Consider the following 17061-nt stretch of genomic DNA (forward strand, 5'->3'; position numbering starts at 1 on the left):
TCGCAGTGGGAACGATGAGGAGAACGACGGTGCGGAGAATCGGACTGCTGGGTGGAATGAGCTGGCACTCGAGCATCGAGTACTACACGAAGATCAATGCGGCGATCGCCGAGCGCCTCGGCGGGCATCACTCCGCGCAGATCCTCCTCGACTCGTGCGACTTCTCCGGAATCCGTGACTACCAGATCGCCGAGGACTGGGACGGGGCCTCGGCGGCGTTGGCGACGACGGGTCAGCGTCTCGCTGCCGGCGGCGCCGAGGCGGTCGCGATCGCGACGAACCTCATGCACAAGACGGCACCGACGGTCGAGGCGACCGTTGACGTTCCGCTCATCCACATCGTCGATTCGATCGCTGCGATGGCGAAGGACCGCGGGTATTCGACGCTGGCCGTGCTAGGGACGAAGTGGACGATGCTCGACGGCTTCTACACTGAGCGTCTCGAAGCGCAGGGCATCACGACGCTCGTCCCCGATGAGGCGACGTGTCTCGAGGTCGACCGGATCATCTGGGACGAGCTCACCCAGGGCAGGTTCACCGATGCCTCGCGCGCTCGCTACATCGAGATCATGCAGTCACTGGCCAACCGAGGCGCCGACGCTGTGGCTCTGTCGTGCACCGAAATCGGGCTGCTCGTTCCTCCGGAGGTCGCTCCCCTGCCGGCGATCGATTCGGTCGATGCTCACGTGGCGGCGATCGTCGAGTGGATGATGGCAGACGAGCTGGCTGCGGTCTGATCGTGGAGCCGACCGCGCTCTCGTGCGTGGTTGGGCCACCCTTGTGATCTGGGGCGGATAGGGTCGCGGAATCGATCAATTCGACAATCACAGTTGTCTCCGATGCGACCTTCCGGTAACTTCTCGGACTAGGGAAACACCAACGTCTGTACGTTTCGGGGTCAAGGTCTGCTGAGATCCCGTCCGGTTTTCGAGGAGGGGCATGGACGCTCCAGGACTTGGCGGGCTCAACTGGGCCGTAATCATCATCTATCTGCTTGCGACCCTGGCCATCGGTGTCTGGTTCACCCGCAAAGCGGGACAGAGCACCGAGGAGTTCTTCAGGGCCAGTGGCCGAATCCCGTCATGGGCGGCAGGCTTCAGTATCTATGCGACGACGCTGTCGGCGATCACGTTCATGTCGACTCCGGAGCAGTCGTTCCTCAACGACTGGTCGTATGCGGCGGGCAATATCGCGATCTTCCTCCTCGTGCCCATACTCGTCTGGTTCTACATCCCCTTCTTCCGCAAGCTCGATGTCACGACCGCGTACGAATACCTTGAGGCGCGATTCGGGCCGAGCATCCGCGTCCTCGGGTCAGTGCTCTTCGTCCTCTTCCACATCGGCCGTGTGGCTATCGTCGTCTACCTGCCGACGCTGGCGATCAGTTCGGTCACCGACCTCAGCCCGGTGCTCATCGCCGGTGCTGTCGGAGTCCTCTCGGTGATCTACACGTTCCTCGGCGGCATGGAAGGCGTCATCTGGTCGGATGTCGCCCAGGCGATCATCCTCCTCGTCGGTGCGGCAGTCATCCTCATCTTCGGCATCGCGGCCATCGACGGTGGTTTTGCCACCGTAGCGTCTGATGCCGCGGCCGACGACAAGCTCATCTCCGCTGACAACTGGACGATCGGCGGAGCGGCGGCGGCGATTCCGATCATCTTCCTCGGGTCGGTCTTCAACAACCTCCACCAGTACACGGCCAGCCAGGACGTCGTGCAGCGGTACCAGACCACCGATGCGCCGGGTGGTGCCGCACGGTCGCTCATGGTCAACGGGTTCCTCGCGCTGCTGACGATTCCCCTCTTCTACGGGATCGGCACGGTGCTCTACAGCTACTACCGGCATGCAGACGCACTGCCGGCTGATTTCAACACCTCGGCGATCGTCCCGTACTTCGCGGTGAATGTGCTCCCGGCGGGGATCTCGGGTCTGCTCATCGCTGCGATCTTCGCTGCGGCGCAGTCGACGATCTCGTCGAGCCTCAACTCGATCTCGGCGTGTGTGACGGTCGACATCCGCGACCGGTTCTTCCCGCCGCGGGACGGGCAGGCGCGGTCGGGCGTGGGCTTCTCGCGATTCGTCATCATCGCCGTCGGCGCGGCGTCGGTCGCCGTCGCGCTCTACCTGGTCGCAACCGATCAGGCGGAGACGTGGGATCTGTTCCTCAGCATCACCGGTCTCTTCGGTGTTCCGCTCGCCGGCGTCTTCGCACTGGGGATCTTCACCAAGCGAGCCAACACCTTCGGAGTACTGTGCGGCCTGCTCTTCGGTGCAGGGCTTGCATGGTTTGCGCAGAATGTCGTCGGGCTCAACCCGTTCGCGATCTCGATCGTCGCGTTCGTGGCGTCGGTGGTGTTCGGGTATGTGTTCTCAGTGCTGACGAAGTCGTTCACCCTGCGCACGGATCGCGACGTGCTGCCGTTGACGATCTACGGGAAGCGGGAGGCGTACGTGCCTCGCGAGAAAAGGAGCGAGGTAGGCTCAAACATACGGCAATAGGACCGTGGAAGATGCAACTTCCACACCCGGGGGCAAGTCGCTTCATCGCCTGCATCGTTGACCACTAGCTCACGTCCAACGCCGACTAGCTCTGCTACCCCACCATCCCAAAATGCCGATCAACTCAGAACGCAGTCGGTGGTAGCTTTTCGCTGACTTCCGAGAGCGGGACACACCCGAGCCGGAAAACTTGTACGAATAATTTCGAGACCGCTCGCAGTCAGTCGAAACTACCCCTTACTAGGTGGGTTTGCGCTGGTCACGGGCTTAAGAGCGCTCACTGGAGAATCTTGGCCAGGGCCCATATGTTGTGGTTGATTGCCCAGCCAACCCCAATATATAGATTTGCGCGCGACAGCGCGACGTAAAATTGGTATGTGTCCAAGTGCGACATCACTTGGACACATACCGGCTAACTCTCGCTGTCACCAAATGGGGGTGACTTAGAGAGTATCAGGTAAATTGCCTGTAGCTGGGGGAAGGAACAGACATGTCTAGAGGTCGCCGCTCTGTTAGTCGGAGTGCACGCACTGGACGATTTGTCACCAAGTCCCACGCGAAGAGGTCGCCGCGAACTACCACGACCGAGCGAGTTGGAAGTGGCACCGGCAATCGTCGCACCGTCACTAGGTCCACATCATCGGGCCGCTTCGTAACAAAACGGTGGGGTGACGAAAACCCAGGCGGAACCATTTCGCAGAGGGTCTAGCATTCCGCGAGTGTGCCGGGAGCTATCTTGTTCCCGGCACACTTGTTGCGATCCTCGGTGATTCGTCAATCGACCAATATGAGCGCGACTTGATCAACTTCGAAAGAACCTGCGCCTTGATCACCAGCTCTTCGTATTCTCCTATTGGGGACGATAAGGCAACGAGTGCGCCACCTACTCCGTATCGGAGTCGACCACTTTCGATTAGCGATGCTCGTATGAGAACGCTGAGGTCCACGGCACCGTCTAGTGAGAAGAATCCGACCGCTGCGCTATAGACCCCGCGCGGGCCGCCCTCGAGGTCGTCAATGATCGACATGGTGCGATGCTTGGGGGCACCCGTCATCGATCCCGGTGGGAACGCCGCGCGAATGCACTCGACCGGAGTCGCAGTGTCTCGCACTTGGGAGCGAACCGTCGAGACCAGCTGGTGAACCGTCGCGTAGGTCTCCACGTCGAAGAGTTTCGTGACCTCGACCGAACCGAGTTCGGCGGTGACTCCGAGATCATGGCGAACGAGATCGACGATCATGAGATTTTCCGACCGATCTTTGACCGACGTCCGAAGATCAGATTTCAGTGCTTCGTCCTCTTCTGGGGTACTCCCCCGCGGTCGCGTGCCCTTGATCGGCTTCGACTCCGCGACTCCGCTCGCCGAGATCCTCACGAACCGCTCCGGCGACGTGCTCAGAACATTCACCTCTGGCGACTTGAGGAAGGCTCCGAATGGTGTGGGGTTGTCCCGTCGCAGTTCCCCGTACGTCTCGAGTGCATCCCGCGTCCACGGCATCTCCAGCATGTTCGTCAGACAGACCTCGTACGTCTCACCGTCGTTGATCAGCCGCTGCGCCTCACCGATGAGGTCAAGATACTCAGTTCGCGAATGCCGAGCCGCTAGCTCTGGAGGAAAATCCGTTTGAGAGTCCGATCCATGACTGAGTTGAGAATGTGTTGCCGCTGCGGGTCCCGGCTCGACTCTGTCCAGATCTGGCTCGATCGCATCGATCCGGTGAGTGGTCTCATCGAACCACGCTCCGCAGTCATCCTCCGTCACGTCTTCGCCGCTGAGGGCAAGGAGGTAGACACTGCCCTGTTCATGATCGACGACAAGCGCACGGTCGAGGAACATTATCAGCGCGTCCGGGTGCTCGGACGCGTGCTTTCCCGGCGAGCCGACTTCGGCCTTGAGCTCGTAGCCGAGATAGCCCACCCATCCGAGACTGAAAGTGAATGGCAGTTCGGCGACCTCAGGCGCCTGCACGAGCTCTGTCGACTTCAGATCATCGTTCAGCCAGTCGAAGAACCCGGAGTGTACAGTCTCAGTCCCGTCGACCGACCTCACCTCGAGCGTCCCCGCGGGGACGTCTGCAGTCACCCGGCGACTCAACGGGCCCGTCGGTGCACCCATGATCGAGAAACGCGAATCAGCATGACCCGGCATGTTGCCGTCGAGCCACACAGCCTCTGGTTCGTCGGCGAACAGTGCGCTGAAGATCTCGGCGGTCGACACCGCTAACGGCATCTCACGCACGTGCAGCGTATACGTCCACTGTTTATGGTGGGGCACAGTGCCGACGAGGCTCTCGACCGCTTCGTTGCGAATGAAACGCTCCCCAGAGCCCACCACATCGCCACGACGCGAGCTATCCACGCCGGTTGTCCGCGACGATCCCTGCTCTGCCCACCACTCCTCGGTCAGGCGCCGAAAGTTCCGCAGCAGCGTGACCGCGCCTTCCGTCACGATCGACTCCGGATGGAACTGCACACCCCACTGCGGCCGCGTCGTGTGCGCGAGCCCCATGAGCACACCGTCATCCGACCACGCCGTCGCTTCGATGCTCTCCGGCAGCTCAACCACCGCGAGCGAGTGGTACCGGGCCGCCCCGAACGGCGAGGGCAGCCCCTCGAACAGCCCTGTACCTGAATGACGGATCTCCGACACTCGGCCATGCCGTGGCTCGTGCGCGTGTGCGATCGTGCCACCGCGGACGTGCGCGATCCCCTGATGCCCGAGGCACACGCCGAGGATCGGAATCTCCGCATGGGCGATGACATCGGCGCAGATCCCGATGTCAGCGGGTTCCTCCGGCGTACCCGGCCCCGGCGAGATGACGACATTGTCGAAATCCTCGAGTGCCGCCAACGAATACTCAGCCCAATCATTGGGCACGACGACCGGTTCGCAGCCGTTCACCTCGGCGAGGAGATGGAAGAGATTGAACGTGAACGAGTCCGCGTTGTCGATGAGCAGGGTGCGGATCATCTCACCCGAGGACGAGCCGACGGGTCGAGTCCGAGAGTCCCGCAGCCGCCTCGGCGCGCAGCGACTCCTCGGTGTCGGCACCGGCACGAACGTACCGGCCGGTGAACGCATCGAGCGACCCCGACGCGAGCGCCAGCGCAAGGTCGGTGACCTGCTCCGGGGTCGTCCAGTCGCCCTCGGTGCGGAAGTCGTGGACGGGCATCGACTTCGTCATCGCCGTCTCGACGACGCCGGGCGCCATCTCGAAGATCCGCAGACCCTGGTCGTGCCCGAAGTGGACGACGGAATCGGCGATCCGGAACAGCGACGCCTTCGACGCCGAATACACCGCGTACGCGGGCGTGCCCTTCGCCCCCGACCCCGAGTTGAGGTCGATGATGCGGCTGGGACGACCGGTCGCCTCGGCGGCGGCGATGAGGACGGGCGCGAACGCGTTGACCATGAGCGCAACCCCGAGGACGTTCGCCCCGACGACCCCCGCGAGGCTCTCCGGATCGGCGTCCCAGAGCGGGCCCTCGGTCGACTCGATGCGCCCGGCATTGTTGACGAGCACCTGCAGGCGTTGCCCGGTCTCCGCCTCCAGCCCGGTCACCGCGGCCTTGAGCTCGGCGACTGAGGCGGAGTCGTCGACGGTGAGTCCGAAACCGGTCGCCTTCCCACCGGTCTCCCCCGCGATCTCAGCGGCGGCCTCACGGGCCTTGACCGCCGAGGTCGCCGTGACAACGACGCGGTAGCCGGCGCGGGCGAACGCCTCGGCAAGGTGGCGGCCGATGCCGCGCGCACCACCGGTGATGAGCGCGATCGTCTCCTCCGGCACCGCGGTCGCCTCAGCGTTCGCGGAATCGGCGGGCATCCGGGTGCCGTAGGGCAGCTTCTCACTCATGGTCGGGACTCCTCAGTAACAGCGAGCAGACGGATCGGTCAGCGAGCAATCGGACAGTGTCAGTAAGCGTTCGGACAGGTCAGCTCCGGACGACCGCGCCGTGGCGTTCGGTCGCCAGAGCCGTCGCCGCCTCGCGCATCGCCGAGGCCTCATCGGCCTTGAGCGTGCGATCCGGGGCCCGGAAGGTCAGACGGAACGCGAGGGACTTCTTCCCTTCGGGCAACTGGTCGCCGGTGTAGAGGTCGAAGATCTCGATCCCTTCGAGGTCGGCCCCTGCCCCCTCGACGAGCGTCGCCTCGAGCGTCTGCGCGGGCAGATCCTCATCGACGACGAGCGCGACGTCCTGCCGGGACACCGGGTAGGTCGAGAGCGCACCGTCCCAGGTCCGCAGGTCATCCTGCGCGAGCAGAGCGTCGAGGTCGATCTCGAAGGCCACCGTGCGCGCCGGCAGACCGAGGTTCTCGATGACCTTCGGGTGGAGCTCACCGGCAAACCCGAGCACCTGACCGTCGGCGAGCGTGAACTTCGCTGCCCGTCCCGGATGCCACGAGGCACCCCGTTCGGCCTCGACGCTCACGTCGACGCCGCTGACCTCGGCGATCCGGCGGACTGTGTCGATGACGTCGGTCGCCTCGGCGCGGCGGCCCTTGCCCCAGATCCCGGGGAACTCGGCGTGACCGGCGACGACACCGGCGAAGTGGTACGGCTGGGCCGGCACCGATGCGTAGATCTCCTCAAGCTCGGCCTCCGTCGGGTGGTAGCCCGGCAGGTACCGCGGTCCCGGCTTGGTCGGCAGACCCTCCGCGGTCGAGACGAGCCCGGCCTCGAAGAGTGCGGCGTCCTTGGCCCCGCGACCGAAGTTGCGGACCGCGACGTCGAGCAGCGTCGAGAGCAGGGTCGTGCGCATGAGCGGGAGATCCTCGGACATCGGGTTGGCCAACCGGATGTGCTTCCGCCGCGGATCGTCGGCCTCGAGCCGGAGCTCGTCATCCCGCTTCGCCGAGGTGAACGGATAGCTGAGGACCTCCGTGTACCCGTCCGCGGTGAGCAGGTTCGAGATCCGCCTACGCGCACGCTGCGCCTCAGTCAGTCCGGTCCCGGTCCGGGCGGCGGGCTGGATCGAGGGGATCCGGTCGTAGCCGCCGGTGCGGGCGACCTCCTCGACGAGATCGATGTCCGCGGTGAGGTCGGGACGCCAGCTCGGGACGGTCACGCGCAGGACGCCGTCACCGAGGTCCTCGACCCCGGCCCCGATGCCCTCGAGGAGGCTGACCACCTCGGCGAGGCTGTAGTCGACACCGACGACCGAGGACACCCGGTCGACGGCGAGGTCGATGACGACGGGGGCCGGAGCCTCACCGATCTGCGTCGTCGCGGCACTGAGCGTGCCGCCGGCGAGCTCGACGAGGAGGTCGGCGCAGCGCCGGGCCGCGACCGGTCCGAGCTTCGGGTCGACACCACGCTCGAACCGCCGGGAGGCCTCCGAGGAGAGCTTGTGGCGACGCGAGGTTCGGGCGATCGAGATCGGATCGAAGTGTGCGGCCTCGATGACGACGTCGGTCGTCTCGTCGTTGACCTCGACGGCGGCACCGCCCATGACACCGGCGAGGCCGATGATCTTCGACGTCCCGTCCGCGCTGCGGTCGGTGATGAGGAGGTCCTCGGCGTCGAGGGTGCGTGTGATGTCGTCGAGGGTCGTGAACTTCTCTCCCGCCTCGGCGCGGCGGACGACGATCTCCTCACCGAGCAGCGCAGTGTCGTACGCGTGCAGCGGCTGGCCGAGTTCGAGCATGACGTAGTTCGTGATGTCGACGGTGAGGCTGATCGGGCGCATCCCGGCCTCGAGGAGGCGTTGGCGCATCCAGTACGGCGTCGCCCTCGTCGGGTCGATGCCGGTGACCTGGAGGGCGGTGAACACATCAGCGCCGGGCACACCGTCGATGGGGCGGACGTCGTCGATCACGACAGGGAACCCGTCTGCGGTGGGGGCGTTCACCTCGGCGACGGATTCGCTGCCGAAGTCGGTGAAGGACTGCCCCTTCATCTGCGCATACTCGCGCGCGATGCCCCGCATCGAGAGCTGATAGCCCCGATCGGGGGTGACGTTGACGTCGAGGGTGACGTCGTCGAGGCCGAGGAGGGCGATCGCGTCATCGCCGGGCTCGCCCGTGAGACCGAAGTCGGAGAGGACGATGATGCCGCCGTGATCGTCGCCGAGGCCGAGCTCAGCGGTCGAGCAGATCATCCCGTCCGAGGTGTGACCGTAGGTCTTGCGGGCGGCGATGCGGAAGTCGCCGGGGAGGACGACCCCGGGCAGGGAGACGACGACGAGGTCGTCGGGCTCGAAGTTGTGGGCACCGCAGATGATGCCGCGGCTCGGACGCTCCTCGCCCGGCTGCGGATCCTTCGGGTCGTCGGCGGCCTCGTTGTGCTCGGGGCCGACGTCGACGCGGCACCAGTTGACGGTCTTGCCGTTGGAGTGCTCCTCCTTGACGAGGTCGAGGACACGACCGACGACGAGGGGTCCGGTCACCTCGGCGCCGAAGTAGTCCTCCTCCTCGAGCCCGATCGCAGCGAACTCGGCGGCGAGGGCATGGGGGTCTGTGTCGGCCGGGTAGTCGACGTAGTCAGCCAGCCAGGAGAGTGGGACGCGCATGTATCAAGCCTTCATTCCGAAACGGGCCGAGAAGCGCACATCGCCTTCGACCATGTCGTGCATGTCATTGATGCCCTCGCGGAGCATGAGCGTGCGCTCGATGCCCATGCCGAAGGCGAAGCCCTGGTAGACGTCGGGGTCGATGCCGGCGGAGCGGAGAACATTGGGGTGGACCATGCCGCAGCCGCCCCACTCGATCCAGCCGGGGCCGCCGACCTTGTTCGGGAACCAGAAGTCCATCTCCGCGCTCGGTTCGGTGAACGGGAAGAAGCTGGGGCGCAGACGGGTCGTCGACTCGGGGCCGAACATCTCCCGGGCGAAGCCGTCGAGGGTGCCCTTGAGGTTCGCCATCGTCAGGCCCTTGTCGATGGCGATGCCCTCGATCTGGTGGAAGACGGGGGTGTGCGTGGCGTCGAGCTCATCGGTGCGGAAGGTCTTGCCGGGGCACACGACGTAGAGCGGCACGCCGCGTTCGAGCAGGGACCGCGACTGCACCGGCGAGGTGTGGGTGCGCAGGACGAGGCCGGCCTCGGGCGGGTCGACGAAGAACGTGTCCTGCATCTGCCGGGCCGGATGGTCGGGGCCGAAGTTGAGGGCGTCGAAGTTGAGCCATTCGGCTTCGATCTCGGGTCCTTCGGCGACCTCCCAGCCGAGGCCGATGAAGTAGTCCGCCGCCTGCTCCTGGATGAGAGAGAGCGGGTGGCGAGCGCCGAGGCCGCGACGGTTCGACGGGAGGGTGACGTCGATGGACTCCTCGATGAGCACGGCGGCGTCGCGTTCGGCTTCGAGTTCGGCCAGGCGTTCGTCGTGGGCCTTCTTGACGAGTCCGCGGGACTTGCCGACGATCTTGCCGGCGGCGGACTTGTCGGCCTTGTCGAGTCCGCCGATCGCCCGGTTCGCCAGTGCCAGCGGGGCCTTGTCGCCCATGAAGTCGATCTTCGCCGCCTTGAGGTCATCAAGTGTGCGGGCGTCCGCGAACGCCTGCAGCGCCGTATCCACGGCAGCCTGCACGGCTGACTCGTCCAAGGGGTCCAGCTGGTCTGTCATCGAAGTCCTTTGTCGACTGCTGTGATCTCGGCATTCGACTGGTCATTCGAATGCCTCTCTGCCGCAGATCAGTCTATCGCCTCGGGGACTCGTGGTCGGGCGGTCGTCCGGGTGGCGGTCGGGGACGATGGCGGAGTTCCGGGTCCACCTCGCCGAGGTGACCGTACGGAGCGTTCGTCCGCTCAGTCCCTGTGATCGAGAAGTCAGTGCCCTTGACGGTTTCACGCGCTACTGTCGGAACATGACGACGAATGAAAGCGATGTCCCAGTCACGGCGTCCGATGTCATGGTCCGTGCCCTCGAGAACGAGGGTGTCGAGCGGATCTTCGGGATCCCCGGCGAGGAGAACCTCGACTTCCTCGATTCGCTCAGACGCTCGACCATCGAACTCGTCATCACCCGCCACGAACAGGCCGCCGCGTTCATGGCAGCCACCTACGGTCGGCTCACCGGCAAGCCCGGCGTGTGTCTGACGACCCTGGGGCCGGGTGCGCTCAATCTCGCGACCGGTGCCGCGTACGCGCAGCTCGGCGGGATGCCGATGGTGATGATCACCGGGCAGAAGGGCATCCTCACCGCCGAGCAGGCCCGCTTCCAGATCGTCAACACCGTCGCCGCGATGGGACCGCTGACGAAGTCGACCCACCAGATCATCTCCCCGAGGATGATCCCCACGATGGTGAGAGAGGCGTTCCGCGTCGCCGTCGATGAGCGTCCCGGTCCCGTTCACCTCGAACTCCCCGAGGATGTCGCCGGCACCCCCGTCGAGCACTACGATCTCATTCCCCCGCACCCGATCCAACGGCCCACCCCGTCGAATGAGGCCCTCCTCGCCGCGGCCGAGGTCATCCGCAATGCGAAGCGCCCCCTGCTCATGCTCGGTGCCGATGCGTCGCGAGCCGACTGCAGCTGGCCGCTCGCCGAGTTCGTCCCCCGCGTCGGCATCCCCTACTTCACGACGCAGATGGGCAAGGGCACGGTCTCCGGCTCGACCGGCCTCTACATGGGCACTGCGGCGCTGACCGACCGTGACTACGTCCACGACGCGATCGAGCAGGCAGACGTCATCGTCACGATCGGCCACGACACGACGGAGAAGCCGCCGTTCACGATGGACGAGCACGGACCCACGGTCGTCCACCTCGGATTCCGTGCCGCAGTCGTCGAGCAGGTCTACTTCCCCCAGTACGAGGCGGTCGGCGATCTCGGACCCACGCTCATGCGCCTCGGCGACATGCTCGAAGGGCAGGTCCCCAACGCAGGCGCGCTGCTGCCGATGCGCGAGGAGATCCTCACGAAGATCGAACAGGGGTCGAACGATGACCGGTTCAGTCCGCAGCGGATCGTCCACGAGGTGCGCCGCGTCATGCCGGTCGACGGGATCCTCGCCCTCGACAACGGCATGTACAAGATCTGGTTCGCCCGCAACTACCGCACCACCAGGGCAAACACCGTCCTCCTCGACAATGCGCTGGCGACGATGGGGGCGGGCCTGCCCTCGGCGATCGGGGCGAAGCTCACCCACCCCGAGTGCCGAGTCATGGCGATCTGCGGTGACGGCGGGTTCATGATGAACAGCCAGGAGATGGAGACCGCGGTGCGGCTCGGCCTCGACCTCGTCGTCCTCATCCTCGAGGACAACGCGTACGGGATGATCCGGTGGAAGCAGGCCGTCGACGGGCTCGAGGACTACGGGATGACATTCGGCAACCCCGACTTCGTCACCTACGCCGAGTCCTACGGTGCCAAGGGGCGTCGCGTCGAGGACATCGACGACTTCCACGACGCGCTCGAGTCGGCCTTCACCGAGGGCGGGGTCCAGCTCATCGTCGCCCCGATCGACTACACGGAGAACGTCCGCGTCCTCATCGAGGAGCTCGAGAACCGGTAGGGCGCCGGGGGTCGGTCCGGAATCAGACAGTCCCCCGCCGAGGCTGTCGGCTGTCGGTCGCGTCCCTCACTCGACGGTGATGCCGAGTTCGCGGGCGAAGAGATCGGCGAAGACCATGAGCTGCTGGTCGTCGATCGTCGTGCCCCTGAGCGAGTGGATGCCCGAGAGCCTGCGCGGGGCGAGTCCACGCAGGTCGACGCCGCCGAGGCTCGATCCGTCGAGCTGGAGGTCGGTGATCGTCGTGTCCGGGAAGGCGATGCACTTCGCGGTGCCCATGCCGAGGTCGAGTTCGTCGATCGTGCACCCGCGGAACTCGACGTCGGTGAGCTTCGCCGAGCGCAGGTTGAGGTAGGAGATCCGGCAGTTCTCGACGATGACCTTCTCCCAGACACTGTCGAAGCAGACGCCGGCACCGATTCGGCACTCCGCGATCTCGGTGTTGAGCAGGTTCGCTCGCGGCATCGTCAGGGTGTCCGCGCGGGAGTCGACGAGGCGCACACCGGACAGGCGCACTCCGGTGAAGTCGGCGTGCGCCTCGGCGTCACCGAAGTTCACCCTGGTGAACGCGGAGTCGAGGAACGTCGTGCCCCTCGCATCCACCTCGGCGAGGTCGAGGTCGGTGAAGTCGAGCCCTTCGAGGAACTCGTCGGGACCGATGTCGCCGAGGAGGCCCTCCGCGAGGTTCGCATGGTCGATGGTCGGCAGCTTCGGTGCGGCGGTCGTCATGTCTGCACACTATCGCCGAGCGGTGACGCGGCGTGTGAGCGCCTCTCGATCAACGGTTCGGCGAAGAATCGACGCTCCGCCGATCACAGCCACTCCTCGATCAACGCCGGGCTCGAAATCCGCGTCGCCCGCGACGCGGAATTCGTGCTGCGCGTGGATCGAGCGTCGGACGACCGTCGCTGCGTGGGACGAGGGCCCGCGGGTCGGCTGCGCGCACGCAGCCCCGGAGGACCGTCGCCACGTGGATCGAGCACCGCGACTAGCCCTTCGGCCCGGCTCCCCCGCTACATCCGCTGGTTGCGCGCGGATTCGAAGATGCAGATGCCGGCTGCGGTGGCGAGGTTGAGGCTCTCGGCCTGCCCGTAGATCGGCACGGCCACGGACGCATCGGTGACCTCGAGGTCCTCGGGCCGCATGCCCCAGGCCTCATTGCCGAAGACCCACGCGGTGCGGGCGGAGAGGTCGAGACCGGACTCCCACGGGTGGTGGAGGTCGTGGGCGGCGTCGTTGCCGTCGGCGGCGAGGACCTGGAGCCCACGGGCCCGGGCGAGTTCGGTCACCTCGGGCAGACCGACGCCGATGACGACGGGAATGTGGAAGAGGGAGCCGGCGGTCGAGCGGACGGTCTTGTCGTTGTACACGTCCACTGACGAAGAGGTGAGCACGACGGCATCGGCACCGGCGGCATCGGCGAGGCGGATGATCGTGCCCGCGTTGCCCGGGTCGCGGACTTGGGAGAGGACGACGATGAGCCGGGCGTCCTTCGTCACGACCGAGGTGAGGTCGACGTCGAGGGTGCGGCACACGGCGACGACGCCTTGAGAGTTCACGGTCGAGGCGAGCTCGGTGAGCACCTCCTCGGTGACGATCGAGAGGAAGACCCTGCTGTCCTGGGCGGCGGCGACGAACTCGGGATGGGACTCGGCGGCCGCCTCGGTGAGGTAGAGCTCATCGACGGCACCGTCGGAAGCCAAGGCCTCACGGACGGCCTGGGGACCTTCGGCGAGGAACTTGCCGGCGGCACGACGACCTCGGCGGCCCAGCAGCTTCGCAGCGTTCTTGATCCGCTTCGACTGCGGGGAGGAGATGACGTCGGGAAGCTTCATGGCTCGCTTTCGGGTCGGGGAGGCGGACGGTCAGTGAGACAGTGACACTGACGGGGGTAGAGGAAGTGAGGCAGGCGGTCAGGCAGGCGGCGACAGGACCGCGAGGACAGACCAACGGCCCCGACGGATCGAATGAACGATCGCGGTCGGGGCCGTGGCGAAAGCGACGGGGCGCTTTCAAAGCGTCCGTCCGAGGCGGACGTCAGGCGGCCGGGGTCTTCGCGGCGTTGACGTCGGTCGGGAGGGCGTCCTTGGCCACCTTGACGAGGTGGGCGAAGGTCGCTGCGTCGTTGACGGCGAGCTCGGCGAGCATGCGACGGTCGACCTCGATGCCAGCGGCCTTGAGGCCCTGGATGAAGCGGTTGTACGTCATGCCGTTGGCGCGGGCGCCGGCGTTGATGCGCTGGATCCAGAGGCGACGGAAGTCACCCTTGCGAGCGCGGCGGTCACGGTAGCTGTAGACCAGCGAGTGGATGACCTGTTCCTTGGCCTTGCGGTACAGGCGCGAGCGCTGTCCGCGGTAGCCGCTTGCCCGGTCGAGGATGACCCGGCGCTTCTTGTGGGCGTTGACTGCCCTCTTCACACGTGCCACGTGTTACTCCTTTGATTCGTTTCGTCCGGCTGAGCCGGAGTCTGGTTCAAGCTGTGGGGATCGGCTCGTGGGAGCCGTGGACCTGCGGGTCGCTGCGACCAGGTCGGTCGCGCGGCCCCTGCGGGTCACTTGCCCTTGAGCTTGCCCAGAAGCTTGCGGGCCTTGGCGCGATCGCCGCCGGTGAGGACCTGGTCCGTACCAACTCGACGCTTGCGGCTCGAGGACTTGCCCTCGAACTTGTGCTGGTTGTTCACGCCTTCACGCATGATCTTGCCACTGCCAGTCACGCGCATGCGCTTCTTGGCGCCGCTGTTCGTCTTCTGCTTCGGCATCGTGCCGTTCTCCTTTGCATTTCGTTGCAGGCGCCGGAGCGCCCACAACTACTTCACCCGCCGGACCACTCGGATCCGGCGATTCGTTACCTGTTTCTCACGCCTCGGGCGCTGCGTTCTTCTCCGCAGCGACTCGATCACGTCGGGACTTCACCTCGGCGCCGCGGCCCTTGGCATCGGACGATGCCTTGCGAGCCTCCGCCTTGGCGTCGGATTTGGACTTGTGAGGAGCGATGACCATCACCATGTTGCGTCCGTCGACCCTGGGTGCGGACTCGACGGTGCCGAGGTCCGACACATCTTCGGCCAGACGGTTGAGCAGCTTGATGCCCATCTCGGGGCGCGACTGTTCGCGTCCGCGGAACATGATCATGACCTTGACCTTGTCACCGCCGGACAGGAACCGCGTCACGTGGCCCTTCTTCGTCTCGTAATCGTGTTCGTCGATCTTGAGACGGAAGCGGATCTCCTTGAGCGCAGTGTTCGCCTGGTTCTTCCGGGCTTCCCTGGCCTTCTGGGCAGATTCGTACTTGTACTTCCCGTAGTCCATGAGCTTGGCCACGGGGGGTTTCGCCTCCGGGGCAACCTCGACGAGGTCGAGATCTGCCTCTCGGGCGAGATCGAGTGCCTTGCGAATGGCAACGATACCGACCTGTTCACCATTGGGTCCGACCAACCGGACCTCGGGAACCCGAATCCGGTCATTGATGCGCGTCTCGCTGATGTGTTCACTCCTTTTTAGCTCAAATGGTGTCGTGGCAATGAAAAAGGCTCCCATCGACACGAATGCCAAGGGAGCCTGCACACACGATCACTGCGGTCATCGAGACCGTGAGATCTTCCGTGAATACACCTCGATCCTCTGCCATCGATCCCAGCTTCCGCCGAGGTCAGACGTACAGTAGATCTTCGGACCCGATCGCTCGTCGCGATCCAGGTGGGAGTCAGACTCCGCTTCGCACCGTATCCAGTGTACTACGGTTCATGACTCTTCGCACATCGCGCCCCCTTCCCGCGGTCCCGGCTCCGCAGTTGTGGGAAGCTAGTCCCATGACCTCAGAAGACCCCAACACCGCCGAGGCGGTCGCCGACGTCACGCGCGACATCGCCGAGGTGCCCGCCGTCGAGATCATCACCTCCACGGCCGTCCATCTCATGTCCGCCGCCGCCGTCAACCTCGGCCTCGCCGAGGACACTCCCGAGCAGTCCGCCGCCGACCTCATCGACCTCGATGAGGCGCGCAAACTCATCACCGCCCTTGCCGGCCTCGTCACCGGTGCCGCCACCGTCATCGGCGACCACCATGCGCGCCCGTTGCGCGACGGCCTGCGCAGCCTGCAGCTCGCCTTCCGCGAGGCCTCGACGATCCCCGACGAGCCCGGTCAGGGCCCTGGAGAGAAGTTCACCGGCCCCGTCCGCTGATCGCTCAGCGTCGCTCGGGGGCTGACGTCCTCAGCGTGTGTGCGGCCCCTGCCAGTTCGGCAGGGGCCGTTCGGCATTCATGGTGAGAATTCAGGGCGACGGTTCCCTCACCACCCGAGCTGGCGGACGACCGAGGTCATGAGCTCATCCTCGACATCGTCGAATCCGGGCCCGAACTGCCCGAAGCGCAGTGAGCTGATGAGACCGATGATCGCGACCCAGACGGTGATCGCCGCCGAGGTGGCCTCCGGGTCGACGTCGATGCTGAGCATGCGGATCTCCTCGGCAAGACGGGCGAGGCCCGGATTCGCCTGCGCCTCAGGCGGCGCCGGCTGCGCGGTCGCACCATCGCCTGCCGTCGGCGGAAAGACCCCGTCCCATGGTGCCCTGCGGCCATCACCGTCGACTTCTTCCTGTGCCGCGCGATCTTCGAAAGCCAGCGCCCTCGCCCGCAGATCGGCGACGAGGCGGATGAGCGTGACCATGACGCGGGTGCCAGGTTCGACGGTGACCTCGCGCGGAGCGGAATAGGCGGCAACCGGTGTGCCGTAGATGAGCGCCCACCTCTGCGGATGCTCACGCGACCATCCGAGCATCGCCAGCCCAAGCGCTGCGACTGAACGGTCCCGCGCGATCGCCTTATCGACAGCATCGGCGAGGGAGTTGAAGGCGTCGGCGATGAGGATGGTGAGCAGCTCGTCACGGGTCTTCACATACCGGTAGACCGCACTCGAGACGATGCCGAGCTCACGAGCGACCGCCCGCAGCGACAACGCCTCGACACCGGATTCGTCGAGCATCCGGTTGCCGATCTCAACGATCCGCGCCTCCGTCTCCTCGCGCGCCCGCTGTCGCGGTGTCTTCGTCGCCTCGTCGCTCATGCCCTCATCGTAGATCGAGAGAGCATACGAGGTAAAAGTGAGCACTGCTCTTGT

14 protein-coding genes are annotated in these 17061 nt (G+C 65.5%); 4 read left to right on the forward strand and 10 right to left on the reverse strand.

Features of this window, described 5'->3' with window-relative positions:
- Positions 1 to 14: 14 nt before the first annotated feature.
- The gene (locus tag FJ887_RS16980; RefSeq protein ID WP_140955782.1) at positions 15 to 737 is read left to right on the forward strand and encodes an aspartate/glutamate racemase family protein; all 723 of its coding nucleotides are present in this window, start codon (positions 15 to 17) and stop codon (positions 735 to 737) included.
- 202 nt (positions 738 to 939) lie between these two features.
- A complete protein-coding gene (locus tag FJ887_RS16985) occupies positions 940 to 2499 on the forward strand; it encodes a sodium:solute symporter family protein (RefSeq protein ID WP_140955781.1) in 1560 nt (519 codons plus the stop codon).
- A gap of 731 nt (positions 2500 to 3230) precedes the next feature.
- Here the strand turns inward: FJ887_RS16985 and pabB are convergent.
- The 4 genes from pabB to pheS all read right to left on the reverse strand — a co-directional run bounded on the left by pabB (position 3231) and on the right by pheS (position 10057).
- The gene (gene pabB, locus FJ887_RS16990) at positions 3231 to 5471 is read right to left on the reverse strand and encodes an aminodeoxychorismate synthase component I (protein ID WP_140955779.1); all 2241 of its coding nucleotides are present in this window, start codon (positions 5469 to 5471) and stop codon (positions 3231 to 3233) included.
- A 1-nt stretch (position 5472) separates the two neighbouring features.
- Complete coding sequence (locus FJ887_RS16995) at positions 5473 to 6354, reverse strand: SDR family NAD(P)-dependent oxidoreductase (RefSeq protein WP_140955778.1); 882 nt, start codon at positions 6352 to 6354, stop codon at positions 5473 to 5475.
- 79 nt (positions 6355 to 6433) lie between these two features.
- Entirely contained in the window at positions 6434 to 9010 is a 2577-nt protein-coding gene (gene pheT / locus FJ887_RS17000) for a phenylalanine--tRNA ligase subunit beta (protein WP_140955777.1), read from the reverse strand.
- A 3-nt stretch (positions 9011 to 9013) separates the two neighbouring features.
- Positions 9014 to 10057, reverse strand: coding sequence for a phenylalanine--tRNA ligase subunit alpha (pheS, locus tag FJ887_RS17005; RefSeq protein WP_140955776.1), 1044 nt, complete (start codon positions 10055 to 10057; stop codon positions 9014 to 9016).
- Positions 10058 to 10298: 241 nt separating this feature from the next.
- Here pheS and FJ887_RS17010 point away from each other — a divergent pair, with 241 nt between their 5' ends.
- A complete protein-coding gene (locus FJ887_RS17010; protein ID WP_140955775.1) occupies positions 10299 to 11948 on the forward strand; it encodes an acetolactate synthase large subunit in 1650 nt (549 codons plus the stop codon).
- 66 nt (positions 11949 to 12014) lie between these two features.
- On the opposite strand, the gene FJ887_RS17015 is transcribed toward FJ887_RS17010, so the two are convergent.
- The 5 genes from FJ887_RS17015 to infC form a co-directional block, all read right to left on the reverse strand.
- Entirely contained in the window at positions 12015 to 12674 is a 660-nt protein-coding gene (locus tag FJ887_RS17015; RefSeq protein ID WP_140955774.1) for a pentapeptide repeat-containing protein, read from the reverse strand.
- Between the two features lie 284 nt (positions 12675 to 12958).
- Positions 12959 to 13780, reverse strand: a complete 822-nt coding sequence (locus FJ887_RS17020) for a TrmH family RNA methyltransferase (protein WP_140955773.1) — start codon at positions 13778 to 13780, stop codon at positions 12959 to 12961.
- A gap of 202 nt (positions 13781 to 13982) precedes the next feature.
- Complete coding sequence (rplT, locus tag FJ887_RS17025) at positions 13983 to 14372, reverse strand: 50S ribosomal protein L20 (RefSeq protein ID WP_009378556.1); 390 nt, start codon at positions 14370 to 14372, stop codon at positions 13983 to 13985.
- A gap of 125 nt (positions 14373 to 14497) precedes the next feature.
- Positions 14498 to 14704: a 50S ribosomal protein L35 gene (gene rpmI / locus FJ887_RS17030; RefSeq protein WP_063250542.1), complete on the reverse strand. Its 207-nt coding sequence runs from the start codon at positions 14702 to 14704 to the stop codon at positions 14498 to 14500.
- A 97-nt stretch (positions 14705 to 14801) separates the two neighbouring features.
- Positions 14802 to 15482, reverse strand: a complete 681-nt coding sequence (gene infC / locus FJ887_RS17035) for a translation initiation factor IF-3 (protein WP_140955790.1) — start codon at positions 15480 to 15482, stop codon at positions 14802 to 14804.
- A 272-nt stretch (positions 15483 to 15754) separates the two neighbouring features.
- Here infC and FJ887_RS17040 point away from each other — a divergent pair, with 272 nt between their 5' ends.
- Positions 15755 to 16126: a DUF1844 domain-containing protein gene (locus FJ887_RS17040; protein ID WP_009378551.1), complete on the forward strand. Its 372-nt coding sequence runs from the start codon at positions 15755 to 15757 to the stop codon at positions 16124 to 16126.
- 107 nt (positions 16127 to 16233) lie between these two features.
- Here FJ887_RS17040 and FJ887_RS17045 read toward each other — a convergent pair whose 3' ends face one another.
- Entirely contained in the window at positions 16234 to 17007 is a 774-nt protein-coding gene (locus FJ887_RS17045) for a TetR/AcrR family transcriptional regulator (RefSeq protein ID WP_181365684.1), read from the reverse strand.
- Positions 17008 to 17061 lie beyond the last annotated feature (54 nt).

Source organism: Brevibacterium sp. XM4083 (assembly GCF_006489205.2).
Lineage (GTDB): Bacteria > Actinomycetota > Actinomycetes > Actinomycetales > Brevibacteriaceae > Brevibacterium.

Excerpts from the sequence above, each read along its gene's own strand:
- FJ887_RS16980 (WP_140955782.1), top strand. The coding sequence starts at position 15 with ATGAGGAGAACGACGGTGCGGAGAATCGGACTGCTGGGTGGAATGAGC.
- FJ887_RS16985 (WP_140955781.1), top strand. The coding sequence starts at position 940 with ATGGACGCTCCAGGACTTGGCGGGCTCAACTGGGCCGTAATCATCATC.
- pabB (WP_140955779.1), bottom strand. The coding sequence starts at position 5,471 with ATGATCCGCACCCTGCTCATCGACAACGCGGACTCGTTCACGTTCAAT.
- FJ887_RS16995 (WP_140955778.1), bottom strand. The coding sequence starts at position 6,354 with ATGAGTGAGAAGCTGCCCTACGGCACCCGGATGCCCGCCGATTCCGCG.
- pheT (WP_140955777.1), bottom strand. The coding sequence starts at position 9,010 with ATGCGCGTCCCACTCTCCTGGCTGGCTGACTACGTCGACTACCCGGCC.
- pheS (WP_140955776.1), bottom strand. The coding sequence starts at position 10,057 with ATGACAGACCAGCTGGACCCCTTGGACGAGTCAGCCGTGCAGGCTGCC.
- FJ887_RS17010 (WP_140955775.1), top strand. The coding sequence starts at position 10,299 with ATGACGACGAATGAAAGCGATGTCCCAGTCACGGCGTCCGATGTCATG.
- FJ887_RS17015 (WP_140955774.1), bottom strand. The coding sequence starts at position 12,674 with ATGACGACCGCCGCACCGAAGCTGCCGACCATCGACCATGCGAACCTC.
- FJ887_RS17020 (WP_140955773.1), bottom strand. The coding sequence starts at position 13,780 with ATGAAGCTTCCCGACGTCATCTCCTCCCCGCAGTCGAAGCGGATCAAG.
- rpmI (WP_063250542.1), bottom strand. The coding sequence starts at position 14,704 with ATGCCGAAGCAGAAGACGAACAGCGGCGCCAAGAAGCGCATGCGCGTG.
- infC (WP_140955790.1), bottom strand. The coding sequence starts at position 15,482 with ATGGGAGCCTTTTTCATTGCCACGACACCATTTGAGCTAAAAAGGAGT.
- FJ887_RS17040 (WP_009378551.1), top strand. The coding sequence starts at position 15,755 with ATGACCTCAGAAGACCCCAACACCGCCGAGGCGGTCGCCGACGTCACG.
- FJ887_RS17045 (WP_181365684.1), bottom strand. The coding sequence starts at position 17,007 with ATGAGCGACGAGGCGACGAAGACACCGCGACAGCGGGCGCGCGAGGAG.